The organism is Paramagnetospirillum kuznetsovii, assembly GCF_003284725.1.
Classification (GTDB): Bacteria; Pseudomonadota; Alphaproteobacteria; order Rhodospirillales; family Magnetospirillaceae; genus Phaeospirillum; species Phaeospirillum kuznetsovii.
In genome coordinates this window covers 322,612-335,366 of sequence record NZ_PGTO01000004.1, presented here as the reverse complement: position 1 = coordinate 335,366, position 12,755 = coordinate 322,612, and the positions used below count along the sequence as shown (strand labels likewise).

At 62.6% G+C, this 12,755-nt stretch carries 10 protein-coding genes; 4 read left to right on the top strand and 6 right to left on the bottom strand.

Going from position 1 to position 12,755, the window contains the following annotated elements:
• Window positions 1–73: 73 nt before the first annotated feature.
• A complete protein-coding gene (locus CU669_RS08300; protein ID WP_192884595.1) occupies window positions 74–2,737 on the top strand; it encodes a valine--tRNA ligase in 2,664 nt (887 codons plus the stop codon).
• A gap of 45 nt (window positions 2,738–2,782) precedes the next feature.
• A complete protein-coding gene (locus tag CU669_RS08295) occupies window positions 2,783–4,702 on the top strand; it encodes a diguanylate cyclase domain-containing protein (RefSeq protein WP_239988605.1) in 1,920 nt (639 codons plus the stop codon).
• Between the two features lie 3 nt (window positions 4,703–4,705).
• On the opposite strand, the gene CU669_RS08290 is transcribed toward CU669_RS08295, so the two are convergent.
• Window positions 4,706–6,373, bottom strand: a complete 1,668-nt coding sequence (locus CU669_RS08290; RefSeq protein ID WP_205119398.1) for a thiamine pyrophosphate-binding protein — start codon at window positions 6,371–6,373, stop codon at window positions 4,706–4,708.
• A 56-nt stretch (window positions 6,374–6,429) separates the two neighbouring features.
• On the opposite strand from CU669_RS08290, the gene CU669_RS08285 reads away from it, so the two are divergent.
• Window positions 6,430–6,771 (top strand): hypothetical protein, encoded by a 342-nt coding sequence (locus CU669_RS08285; protein WP_112143690.1) that lies wholly within the window; start codon window positions 6,430–6,432, stop codon window positions 6,769–6,771.
• Here CU669_RS08285 and CU669_RS08280 read toward each other — a convergent pair.
• Together CU669_RS08280 and CU669_RS08275 are read right to left on the bottom strand one after the other, a co-directional pair.
• Entirely contained in the window at window positions 6,713–7,195 is a 483-nt protein-coding gene (locus tag CU669_RS08280; RefSeq protein WP_112143543.1) for a CinA family protein, read from the bottom strand. The two genes, CU669_RS08285 and CU669_RS08280, sit on opposite strands and share 59 nt — an antisense overlap.
• A gap of 2 nt (window positions 7,196–7,197) precedes the next feature.
• Complete coding sequence (locus CU669_RS08275) at window positions 7,198–7,680, bottom strand: phosphatidylglycerophosphatase A family protein (protein ID WP_112143541.1); 483 nt, start codon at window positions 7,678–7,680, stop codon at window positions 7,198–7,200.
• A gap of 346 nt (window positions 7,681–8,026) precedes the next feature.
• Between CU669_RS08275 and CU669_RS08270 the strand changes: the two genes are divergently transcribed.
• On the top strand, window positions 8,027–10,597 hold the full coding sequence (locus CU669_RS08270) for a sensor histidine kinase (protein ID WP_112143539.1): 2,571 nt from the start codon (window positions 8,027–8,029) through the stop codon (window positions 10,595–10,597).
• 2 nt (window positions 10,598–10,599) lie between these two features.
• Here CU669_RS08270 and CU669_RS08265 read toward each other — a convergent pair whose 3' ends face one another.
• The 3 genes from CU669_RS08265 to dapA form a co-directional block, all read right to left on the bottom strand.
• Window positions 10,600–11,247 (bottom strand): sulfite oxidase-like oxidoreductase, encoded by a 648-nt coding sequence (locus tag CU669_RS08265; protein ID WP_112143537.1) that lies wholly within the window; start codon window positions 11,245–11,247, stop codon window positions 10,600–10,602.
• A gap of 89 nt (window positions 11,248–11,336) precedes the next feature.
• The gene (gene smpB, locus CU669_RS08260) at window positions 11,337–11,798 is read right to left on the bottom strand and encodes an SsrA-binding protein SmpB (RefSeq protein ID WP_112143535.1); all 462 of its coding nucleotides are present in this window, start codon (window positions 11,796–11,798) and stop codon (window positions 11,337–11,339) included.
• Window positions 11,799–11,811: 13 nt separating this feature from the next.
• Window positions 11,812–12,684, bottom strand: a complete 873-nt coding sequence (gene dapA, locus CU669_RS08255; RefSeq protein ID WP_112143533.1) for a 4-hydroxy-tetrahydrodipicolinate synthase — start codon at window positions 12,682–12,684, stop codon at window positions 11,812–11,814.
• Window positions 12,685–12,755: the final 71 nt, after the last annotated feature.

The following is a 12,755-nucleotide window of genomic DNA, read 5'->3' as shown; positions in this document are numbered from 1 at the left end:
CGCACCGAGCCGCCCTCTTCGTTTTCACCCCCCTCTTCGTTTTCACCCCAGGAAAAAGCGCAAGCCAATCGCCATGCTGGATAAGACATACCGTCCCGCCGAGGTCGAGCCGAAGCACTACGAGCAATGGGAAAATTCCGGCGCCTTCGCCGCCCATACCGGTTCGAACAAGCAGCCCTACACCATCATGATGCCGCCGCCCAACGTGACCGGCAGCCTCCATATGGGCCATGCGCTGACCTTCACCCTTCAGGACGTGCTGATCCGCTATCGCCGCATGAGCGGGCACGACGCGCTGTGGCAGCCGGGCACCGACCATGCCGGCATCGCCACCCAGATGGTGGTGGAACGTCAATTGGAAGCGCAAAAGGTCACCCGCCACGACCTGGGGCGCGACAAATTCATGGAGCGGGTCTGGGAGTGGAAGGCGGAATCCGGTGGGACTATTACCCGCCAGCTCCGCCGCCTCGGCGCCTCGCCCGATTGGGCCAAGGAGCGCTTCACCATGGACGAGGGCCTCAGCGCCGCCGTCCGCAAGGTCTTCGTCACCCTGAATCGCCAGGGATTGATCTATCGCGCCAAGCGTCTGGTCAACTGGGATCCCAAACTGCACACCGCCATTTCCGATCTGGAGGTGGAGCAGCGTGAGGTGAAGGGCCATATGTGGCACTTCAAGTATCCCGTGGAAGGCCTTGAAAACACATATATTACCGTGGCGACCACCCGGCCCGAGACCATGCTGGGCGATTCGGCCGTGGCGGTGCATCCCGAGGACGAGCGCTTCACCGCCCTGGTGGGAAGACAAGTGCGTCTGCCCATCTGCGACCGCCTGATCCCCATCGTCGCCGACGAGTATTCCGACCCCACCAAGGGAACCGGCGCCGTCAAGATCACCCCGGCCCATGACTTCAACGACTTCCAGGTGGGCACCCGCCACGACCTGCCGCTGCTCAACATCTTCGACCGCGACGCGCGGACCAATGAGGCGGTGCCGCAAGACTATCGCGGTCTCGACCGCTACGACGCCCGCAAGAAGGTGGTGGCCGCGTTCGAGGAACTGGGCCTGCTGGATAAGATCGAGCCCCACACCCACATGGTTCCCTATGGCGACCGGTCCGGCGTGGTCATCGAGCCCTGGCTGACCGACCAGTGGTTCGTCGATGCGGCGACCCTGGCCAAGCCAGCCATCGAGGCGGTGGAGAGCGGCAAGACCCGCTTCGTGCCCAAGCATTGGGAAAACACCTATTTCGAATGGATGCGCAATATCCAGCCCTGGTGCATCTCGCGTCAGATCTGGTGGGGCCATCAGGTTCCCGCGTGGTACGGCCCCGACGGCGCCTTCTTCGTGGAAGAGACCGAAGACGAAGCCTGGGTCGCCGCCAAGGCCCATTACGGCAAGGATGTGGACCTTGTCCGCGACGCCGACGTGCTGGATACCTGGTTCAGCTCTGCGCTGTGGCCGTTCTCCACCCTGGGCTGGCCGGAACAGACGCCCGAACTGGCGCGCTATTATCCCGGCGACGTGCTGGTCACCGGCTTCGACATCATCTTCTTCTGGGTCGCCCGCATGATGATGATGGGCATCCACTTCATGGGCGACGTGCCCTTCAAGGACATCTACATCCACGCCCTGGTCCGCGACGAGAAGGGCCAGAAGATGTCCAAATCCAAGGGCAATATCATCGATCCGCTGGACCTGATCGACAAATACGGTTGCGACGCGCTGCGCTTCACCCTGTCGGCCCTGGCGGCCCAGGGCAGGGACGTCAAGCTGGCGGAAGGCCGGGTCGAGGGCTACCGCAACTTCGCCACCAAGCTTTGGAACGCGGCGCGGTTCTGTCAGATGAACGAATGCCATCCGGTGGTTGGCTTCGACCCCAAATCGGTCAAGGAGACGGTCAACCGCTGGATCGTCGCCAAGACCGCCGAAACCGCCGACAAGGTGGGTTCGGCCATCGAAAACTACCGCTATGACGCGGCGGCGGGCGGCGCCTATCAATTCGTCTGGGGCGCGTTCTGCGACTGGTACCTGGAATTCGCCAAGCCCATCTTCAACGGCGCCGACGAGGCCGCCAAGGCCGAAACCCGCGCCACCGCCGCCTGGGTGCTGGACCAGATCCTGCACATCCTGCATCCGCTGATGCCGTTCATCACCGAGGAATTGTGGAGCCAGACCGCTACCCGCGACGGCTCCCTGATGCTGCGTCCCTGGCCGGTTCTGACCGGCTTGCAGGACGCCGCCACCGAGGCGGAGATGGACTGGGTGGTCCGCATGATCTCCACCGTGCGGGCCGTGCGCTCCGAGATGAACGTGCCGCCCGGAGCCCAGGTGGACCTGCTGGTCAGCGGATTGGCCACCGAGAAGAACGGCTGGGCTTCGACCCACGCCGATCTGATCACGCGATTGGCCCGCCTGTCGGCTTTTGACGTCAAGCCCGCCGCCGAGCGCATCGCCCAGGCCTCGTCCCATGGCGCCGCCCAGATGGTGGTGGACGAGGCGACGCTGATCATGCCGCTGGGCGGTGTTATCGACGTGGACAAGGAACGTGCCCGCCTCACCAAGGAAGTCGACCGGCTGGACGGCGAGATCGCCAAGGTGGACAAAAAGCTGTCCAACGCCGACTTCGTCGCCAAGGCTCGCCCCGAAGTGGTCGCGGAACAGCACGAGCGCCGCTTGGAATGGGCGGCCGCCAAGGATAAGTTGAAGGAGGCGCTGGAACGCCTGTCCGGCGCCTAGATCATTGTTCGCCCACCCTTGGGGGGGAGGGCAGATGGAAGCGAAATGGCAATGGCCGACCTCGGCGAAAGAGTCACGAGGGAGCTGTCGATCCGCTACATCGCCGTGCTGGCGGTGCTGGGCTTTCTCGCCATTCTGTCCTTCATCGGATTGGCACAACTGATTTCCGAGACGAAGGGCAGCGGAGAACACATCAATATCGCGGGACGCCAGCGCATGCTGGTGGAACGCATCGGCTTTGGCGTCAATCGATTGTCGGCGCTGGACGGCGAGCGCCCCGCCGAAATTCTGACCATGCTGACACAGGCCTTGGATCAGTTGGATTCCCGCCACAGACAGCTAATGAACGTCGGCTCGCCACCGTCGCGGGCCATTCTCGAGGTTTTCCAGTCACCGGAATGGCATCTGGACGCGGATATGCGGACCTTCATCGCGCGATCTCGCTCCTTGCTTAATCGCGGCGGGATGATCGCGGGAAGTGATCCTGTATTACGTGACATCTCTTCCGCGGCGGCCGGTCCGCTTCTTGCGAAGCTCGATGAGCTGACGGCGCGCTTTCAAAGCGAGAGCGAGGAAAAGTCGCGCCAATTGCTCATTCTCCAGGGCGTTTCGCTTGGTCTGATGCTGGGCATGCTGCTGCTGTCGGCTTTCGGCGTGTTCCACCCCATGATGGAGCGGCTGCGCGCCGACATCTTGGAACGCTATCGGGTCGCCGAGGAACTGCGCCGAAGCGAGGAGCGGCTTTGGCATATCCTGGACGACAGCCCGGTCGGAGTCTCGGTGTCGCGGCGGGACGACGGCCGAATCATCTTCGCCAATCGACGCTTCACCGATATTTTGGGCATGAACAAGCAAGAGTTCATCGGCTCTTATGCCCGCGATCATTATGTGGACGATTCGCAACGCCGCGCCGTGCTGGCGACCTTGCGTGCCAGCGGCCATATCGACGACGCCGAGGTGGAATTCAGACGCAAGGACGGCAAACCGTTCTGGAGCTTGTTGTCCATTCATGGCACCGAGATGCAACAAGAGCCTGTCAATCTGGCATGGATCTACGACATCACCGAGCGCAAGGCCGCCGAGCAGCAGATCATGCTGGCCTCCAAGGTATTGGAAACCGTCGGCGAAGGCGTGGTGATCACCGATGCCGAAAATCAGATCGTGTTCGTTAATCCCGCTTTCTCGACCATTACCGAATATTCCCGCGAAGAAGTTCTCGGACAAAACCCCGGTTTCCTTCATTCCGGCCGTCACGATGACGAATTCTACGGAGCCATGTGGTCTCAGTTGAAGCGTCTGGGGCGCTGGTCAGGCGAGGTGTGGAACCGGCGGAAGTCGGGGGAATTCTTCGCCGAGTGGCTGTCCATCAGCGTGATCAGGGACAGCGGCGGCAATGTCAGCCATTACGTGGCGGTGTTCACCGACATCACCCACCGCAAGGAAGACGAAGAGCGCGTCTGGCGTCAGGCCAATTATGACTCGCTTACCGGCCTGCCCAACCGGTCCCTGTTCATGGACCGACTCAACCAGGCGGTCCGTCAAAGCCGTCGCGAGGCCAAGGGATTTGCCCTGATGTTCCTGGACCTGGACGGATTCAAGGCGGTGAATGACACCTTGGGCCATGCCGCCGGCGACGTCTTGCTGCAACGGACCGCCGTTCGCCTGTCGGAGTGCGTGCGCAGTAGCGATACATTGGCGCGGCTGGCGGGCGACGAGTTCGTCGTCATTCTCCAAGGCGTCAGCGGTCGGACCGAACCGACCATCGTCGCCGGAAAGATTCTCGATCAACTGGGCCAGCCCTACGAGCTGGAAGGCGGAATCGCCCATATCCAGGGGTCCATCGGCATCGCCATGTTCCCGGACGATGCCGAGGATGGCCCCGGCCTAATCAAGCTGGCCGATGCGGCCATGTATGCGGTCAAGCGCACGGGCAAGAATAATTTCCGCTTCGCTGGCGACGCCTGATTCTCACGGACGCTGGCGATCACGGATGGCCGACAAGGTCGTCCGCGTGGTGATGGCCTCGGGGTCCAGCTTCAAATGCAGCAACGCCAACCGACCCGCTTCCAGGGCTTGCTGGAGGGCCGGGGCGAAATCCTCGGTGCGCTCTACCGTCGCGGCCCAGGCGCCGTAGGACCGCGCCAGGGCGGCGAAATCGGGATTGGCCAGATCCGTCGCCAGGCTGCGGCCGGGATGGCTGGCTTCCTGATGCATGCGGATGGTGCCGTACATGCCGTTGTCGACGACGATGACGATCGGACATAGCCCATGCAGTTTGGCGGTGGCCAATTCCTGTGCCGTCATCAGGAAGCAGCCGTCGCCCGCGAAGGCGACGACCATGCGTTCGGGATGACGGACCTTGGCGGCCAGCGCCGCGGGCAGGCCATAGCCCATGGACCCGTTGGCCGGGGCCAATTGGGTTCCATAGCGGCGAAACCGGTGAAACCGCTGCGGCCAGCCGGTGTAGTTTCCAGCCCCCGTGCAGATGATGGCGTTGTCGGACAGGTGCTTTTCCAACTCCGCCATCACCTTGCCCATATCCAGGGGGCCGGGGCAGGGGCTCGGCACCCGGTTGGCGAGGTGATCCTCCCGAACCGCCTCGGTCCAATCGGCCCAGGCACAGTCCTGGGGTGGCGCCAGCGCGGCGACACGCCGCGCAAAGGGAAGCATGGCCGCGACGATGGCGAGGCCGGGATGATAGACCCGGCCGATCTCCTCGGCTTCCGGAAAGACGTGAACCAAATTCTGGGTCGGGTTGGGGGAATGCACCAGGGTATAGCCGCTGGTGTCGATCTCGCCCAGCCGGGTACCCACCGCGAGCAGAAGATCGGCGTCGCGCACACGCTTGGCGAGGCTGGGCGCCACGGAAAAGCCCAGCTCCCCGGCATAGACCGGCGATTGATTGTCGATGATGTCCTGGCGGCGGAATGCGGCGGCCACGGGAATACGCCACGCCTCGGCGAATTTCTCCATCAATTCGCCAGCTTCGCGACACCAGCCGCCGCCACCCACCACAGCCAGCGGCCGCTTGGCCTTGCCCAGCATTTCAACCAGGGCATCCATGCGGCAGGGACCGGGATGGGGCAGGGCGATGGGCAATGGCCCCACGTCCTCGGCCTTAACTTTTTCCGCCAAAACGTCCTCGGGGAAAATCAGAACGACCGGCCCCGGCCTGCCGCCCCGTGCGGCAGCGAAGGCGCGGGCCACCGCCTCGGGCAGGCGGGCGGCGCTGTCGATTTCCTCCACTCGCTTGGCCAGTGGAGTGAACATCTGGCGCAGATCCACCTCCTGAAAGGCTTCGCGGCCCCGGTTGGGACGGTCCACCTGACCGATCAGCAACACCATGGGGGTGGAGTCCTGGAATGCGGTATGGACCCCGACCGCCGCTTGCGCGGCTCCCGGCCCCCGTCCCACGAAACACACGCCGGGACGGCCGGTGAGCTTGCCGTCGGCCTCGGCGGCGTAGGCTGCGCCGCCTTCGTGCCGGAAGGCCAGGATCCGCAATCTGTCGCGCCGATCCCAGGCGGCATCGAGAAACGGCAGAAAGCTCTCGCCCGGCACACAGGTTACGGTATCGGCGCCATGGCCGATCAAGGCATCGGCCAGCAATTCGCCGCCGGTACGCGCAACAGCCATGACCATGTCCTTCTGCTATAGTGGAAAAGAAACTCTATCACAGGAGCCGGGCCGTTATGGCAGAGGAGTGGGCAGCGGAGTGGGCGGATCTCAATCGACGGCTTTGGCTGGCCAGCGGATCGGACGAGGAACTGGACCGGGACTTGGCCGCGCTGTTCGGCCAATCGCCCCATGCCTATAGCGCCTCGGTGGAGGATTGCCGCGCCCTGGTGACGGCGGCCTTGCCGGGGTGGCGGCTGCATCTCGGCTATGGCGCATCGGGGATGTTCCCCTACGCCCTGTTGAGCCGGGACGGAATACAGATCGTTTCCGATGCTCCGACCGTGCCGCTTGCCATCCTCAGGTCGCTGGTGGCGGCAAAAGCAAGGTCAGCGCCATCAGCGTTGCCGCCATCCTGACGTCTTCGCGGTCTCCGGCGAAAATCCGGCAGGCATGTCGAGTGGGTGAATCCTTATGAGCCACCGCGAAATGGACCAGGCCGACCGGCTTGTCCTTGGCTCCGCCACCGGGACCGGCGATGCCGGTAATGGCCACGGCGGCATGGGCGCGGGAATGGCTCAGGGCGCCTTCCGCCATGGCGCGGGCGACTTCTTCGCTGACCGCGCCGTGGCAAGCGATAAGGCTCTCGGGAACGCCCAGCATCTCGTGTTTGGCTTGGTTGGAATAGGTGACGAAGCCGCGATCGACCACGTCGGACGACCCCGGAATGGCGGTCAGGGCCGCCGCCACCATGCCACCGGTGCAGGATTCCGCTGTCGCGATCATCAATCCTGCCTGCCCATAGGCGGCCAAGACGGCCAAGGCCTTGTCCATCAAATCCATGCTCACGACCAGACCCGAATGAAGATCGCCATACCCACCAAACCGTACAGGGCGGCGATGACGTCGTCGAGCATGACACCCAATCCGCCGCCCACGGAGGTGTCGGCCCAACTGACCGGCCAGGGCTTCCAAACGTCGAACAGACGGAACAGCGCCAACCCCACGAGATAAGCGGCCGGATCCAGCGGAGCGGCGCAGAGCACCAGCCATTGTCCGGCAACCTCGTCGATCACCACTTCCGAGGGATCGGCGGCATTGGTCCGCGCCACATAGACAGCAGAAGACCACCAGCCGACGAAGAAGCAGACCAGGCTGGCGGCCGCCAAGACCGGCCAGCCGCCAAAATCGGCCAAGAACCAGGCGAAGGGCAGGGCGGCGACCGACCCCCAGGTTCCCGGCGCCTTGGGCAGCAATCCGACCCCGAACCATGTGGATAGGATCGTGGCGGGGTGGAATACGGTGATGCCATCACGGCGGAATGACATGTTTGCCCTCATTCATTCGAGCTAGGCGGCAGAGTAGCATGCCGCTGGTGGGGCTCAAGGGGCAGGTGAACGTTTCGATACCTGGAGCGACAGTAAGTCTCTCACTCTGTAATACCTGTTTTCACGGAGGCGTTGAGGATATAGAGTCAATTCCCTATCAGAATTGCAATATTCCGCATTGCCGGTGAATAGATGATAACTGTTTCTACGAATGTATAGTCAACCCTATTCTTTTGTGGTAGTCGGCCCTAGCCTTTCCTCCCATGAGAATGATGGCGGCTTGATGTGTGTCGTCGCCGCGACAAGATGGATTTAGCCTGCCATGGCAACATTAATGGCACGTCTAATGCGGAGAAAGCCAAGCATAGCCCTGCGTTTGCTATTGGGCGGCATGGTGCTGTATTCCATTTTGTGGTTTGGGCTCGACGGCCTTCATAACCGCGAATTGGGGGCTTTGGTCGATTACCAGTTGATCGAGCGGTTAGAGCAGAAAGCAGCCCGCGATACCTTGCGGGTAGAGCAGTTGCTGCATGCCCATCAGACCTTTTCGGCGTTGCTTGCCCAATCAGAAGGTGCCCGTCGGGAATCCCTTGAGCCCTGGCGCGGACCAAATATCTCGATCACCGACGGCGAGCCGTCCTGGCTCAGCGGTTTGATGGAACGGCGCAGCTTTCCTCCGGTGGATTTTGTTTTCCTGACGAAGAGGAATGGAACCATCGTCAGGTCTTGGCGGTTGGACCCCTCCGTTGTTCTTACCCCTGACATGGCGGCCGAGGTTTCTGGGTCTCGTCCTGGCGTGAAGGGAAACATTCCGGTGGTCTCTGGCCAGCCGATGATGATGTCCTCCGCCGATATTTTGGGGGCCAATGACGGCCGACTGGTTCTGGTTTCCTTGGTCAACTCGAAATTCATCAAGTCCACCTTGGGCAGCTTTTTGGATCGAGGCTTCGCCGTCACGCTGTCCGAAGTCGGCAGCGGGCGCATTCTCGCGACCTCAAATCCGGCGCAGCTGCCGCTGGGGGACAGGATCGGCCGACGGATGGACGATTTCCTGGTCAGTCCACCACATTTATTGGCGGCCTCGGGGGAGGGGGCGCCGCAGGTCGCACTATCTAGCATTCTCAGCCGGGGCGAGCGCCATGCCGCCTTGGCCGAGCCCTATGTGGAATTGGAGCGGCGTCACCGCACGGTACTATCGGCGGCGGCGGCGTCGCTGTTCATTGTTGGTGGAGTCTATGTCTCGTGGCGAATTCGCAAGTCTCGGCGCCGGATCTCCCGCATTGCCGAGCGCGTGTTCGGCAATGCCGGGCTTGTCCCGGTTGGCGGCGATGAATTGGACGAATTGGAGGCCGCCGTTGCCCATCTGGCAGGGGAAGTCGAGCGTTCGAGGTCGGCGCTCCATCGCCAAGAGCTCCAAAAGACTCGCTTGCTGACCGAACAGATGGCGCTGGAAACCGAGAATGAAAGGCTGAAGCTGCTTCAGGCCGTCACCGAGGAAATGGGGATCGGCGTTATTCGCATCGGACCGGATGGTCCGGCGGCGGAGAATTCCGTCATGCGGTCCTTCATGGAGGTTGCCGACGGGCTCGAGGTGTTCATTCGTGCCAAGATACGCGGCGAGTCCCTCATCCATGTGGGGCCTTTGGACAATGAACGGATATTCGAGGTCATGGTGGCGCCGCAGGTGGATGCCGGGCTTGTTCTCGTCCGCGACGTCACCGCCGAGGGGCGGGCCAAGGAGGCCATGGACACCTTTGTCCAATTTCCCTCGCAAAATCCGCATCCGGTGTTGCGCGTCGATCATAGCGGGGTGGTTACGCATTCCAATCCCGCCAGCGAAAGGCTTCTTCAATTCTGGGCCACGGCGGTCGGGCAGAGGCTGCCGCCCAAATGGGCCTCGGTATTCGCCGAAGTCCTCGCCAGCGGCGAACGCCGAGAGGTGGAGGTCACCATCGGTGAACGGGTATTGACGCTTTACCTTGTGCCGCTGCCGGGGGCTGGCGTGGTCAATCTCTATGGCGCCGATGTTACCGGGCGTGTCGCCGCCGAACGTTTGTTGCATATTGTAAATGAAAATCTGGAGCGCCGCGTTCAGCAAAGGACCGAGGCTCTGGAAGGCGAAATACACGAGCATGTCCGAGCCAAGCGCGAGCTTGTTGCCGCAATCGAAGCGGCGCAATACGCCAACCGCTCCAAGACGGAATTTCTCGCCAATGTCAGCCATGAATTGCGGACGCCGCTGAACGCCGTCATCGGGTTTTCCGAGGTCATGGCGGCGGAAATGTTCGGGCAGCTTGGGGACCGGCGATACAAGGCTTATGCGGAAGATATCCTCGCCTCCGGTCGCCACTTGCTGGACGTCATCAATGATATTCTCGATATCTCGCGCATCGAGGCGGGACAATTGGAGTTTCAAATCACCGAGGTCGACCCCGTCGAGGTGTCCGGCGCCGCGATCCGCATTGTCGAGAGCCGAGCCGAAACAGGCGGGCTGAAACTTCGGGCCAATCTTCAGCATTGCCCGTCAACCATTAGGGCTGATCGCCGCCGCCTACTTCAGATTCTTGTCAACCTGCTCGGTAACTCAGTGAAGTTCACTCCTCCCGGCGGCGAGGTGATCTTGGACGTCGGAACGGACGGCGAGGCGGTCAAATTCATGGTTCGCGATACCGGCATCGGGATGAGCGACGACGAAATTCTTGTGGCCATGGAGCCATTCCGCCAAGTGGACAGCGGTCTTGGGCGTCGTTACGAAGGTGCTGGCCTCGGCCTGCCCTTGGTGCGCGCCTTCACGGAACTTCACGGCGGACAACTGGACATCGTCAGCGCCAAGGGAAAAGGCACGACGGTGACGGTTACCTTGCCCAGTCGGGATGTGATCGCAAAGACTCCATGCGAAGCGGGGAGTTCGGCGTGACCCTATTTATAGCGTTGCTCTCGCCACGGATCGCCTTCGTCGTGATAGCCACGTAATTCCCAATATCCGGCGGTATCGCGGTCGGAAAAGGTGATGTGGCGCAGCCATTTGGCGCTTTTCCAGAAATACAGCTTGGGCACCACGGCCCGTACCGGTCCGCCGTGCTCGCGGCTCAGCGGTTCGCCCTGCCAGGAATGGGCCAGCAGAACGTCGTCATCGGCGAAGCGGGCCAGCGGCAGATTGGTGGTATAGCCGTCATAGCTGCGCAGCAGCAGGAATTTAGCGGTGGGGCGGGGGCGCACCAGCGACAGCAGATGCCGCGCCGACACCCCGGTCCAGCGATTGTCGTAGCGCGACCAGGTGGTCACGCAATGAATGTCGGTGACGATCTCGGTCTGGGGTTGCGCCATGAAGGCGGCCCAATCCCAGCGGATGGGATTGTCAACCTGTCCGCCCACCGTCATGGACCAGTCGCGGGGAAGCATGTTCGGCGCCTCGCCCAGGTCGAGCACCGGAAAGTCGGCGGTTTCACGCTGGCCGGGGGGAAGGCGCCGATGGGCGGGCGAAGCCTTTTCCCCGGTCAGACCGCGCCCATCGCGCGCCCATCGCTCCTTGGCGGCGATCAGTTTGTCCTTCGGCGTGTCGTTCATGGAGTACCGTCCCAAATGGCCTTCGCCATCACAGATGGGGCGCGTGACGGCGAAATTCAGCCCCAGACGCGTTTTAACCCCAGCCGCGCTTACCCCTTGTCGCGCATCAGGCGGGCCTTGTCGCGATTCCAGTCTCGTTCCTTGATGGCTTCGCGCTTGTCGTGCAGCTTCTTGCCCTTGGCGAGGCCGAGCAGCACCTTGGCGAAGCCGCGATTGGCGAAATGGATGTCCAGCGGCACCACGGTCATACCGTCCTTGGCGATGGACATCATCAGGCGCGCCATTTCCCGTCGATGCAGCAGCAGCTTGCGTGGCCTGCGCGTCTCGTGCGGGAACGGCATCTTGGACTGGTATTCGGGGATATAGGCGTTGAACAGGTAAAGCTCGCCCTGCATGGGGCCGGCAAAGGCTTCGTTGATATTGCCCTTGCCGGCGCGCAGCGACTTGATCTCGGTGCCGACCAGCATGATACCGGCCTCCACCTCGCTGACGATGAAATAGTCGTGCCGGGCCCGGCGGTTCTGGGCGGCGATGTGGCCCGGCAAAACCATCAGATCAGACCCATCAGATCAGGCCGGCCGCCTTCATGGCGACCTCGACCCGCTTGCGGGCATTATCGGAGGCGGGAACCAGCGGCAGGCGGACGTCCGGCGACGCCTTGCCCAGCAGGCTGGCGGCGTATTTCACCGGGGCCGGGCTAGTCTCGCAGAACAGGGCGTCGTGCAGCGGCATCAGCTTTTCGTTCAGCGCGGCGCAGGTCTTCAGATCACCGGCGGCCCAGGCGTTCTGCATCTGGGCGCACAGCTTGGGGGCGATGTTGGAGGTCACCGAGATGCAGCCGACGCCACCCTGGGCGTTGAACGGAATGGCGGTGGCGTCCTCGCCCGACAATTGGCAGAAGGTCGAACCAAGCGCCACGCGGGCGCGCAGCGGCCGGGCCAGATCGCCGGTGGCGTCCTTGACGCCGACGATATTGGGCAGGGCGGCGAGGCGCTGGAACGTCTCGATGCTGATATCGACCACCGAGCGTCCGGGGATGTTGTAGACGATGATCGGAATGTCCACCGAGGTGGCAATGGCCTCGTAATGGCGGAACAGGCCTTCCTGGGTCGGCTTGTTGTAATAGGGGGCGACCACCAGGACGGCGGCGGCACCGGCCTTCTTGGCGTGGCGCGACAGGTCGATGGCCTCGTCGGTGGAGTTGGAACCGGCACCGGCGATCACGGGAACCTTGCCCTTGGCCGCCTCGATGCACAGTTCCACCACCCGATGATGCTCGGCATGGGACAATGTGGGTGATTCACCGGTGGTGCCGCAGGGCACCAGGGCATGGGTGCCCTCGGCGATCTGCCAGGAGACGAGATCCTGGAACGCCTTCTCGTCCACCTTTCCGTTGGAAAAGGGGGTGATGAGGGCGGTGATCGATCCCTTGAACATGGCTGCTATCCAAGACCAGATTGCGAAAAAGAGCAGGGACATTAGCCGCAACTGGTTTCGCCCGCAAGATG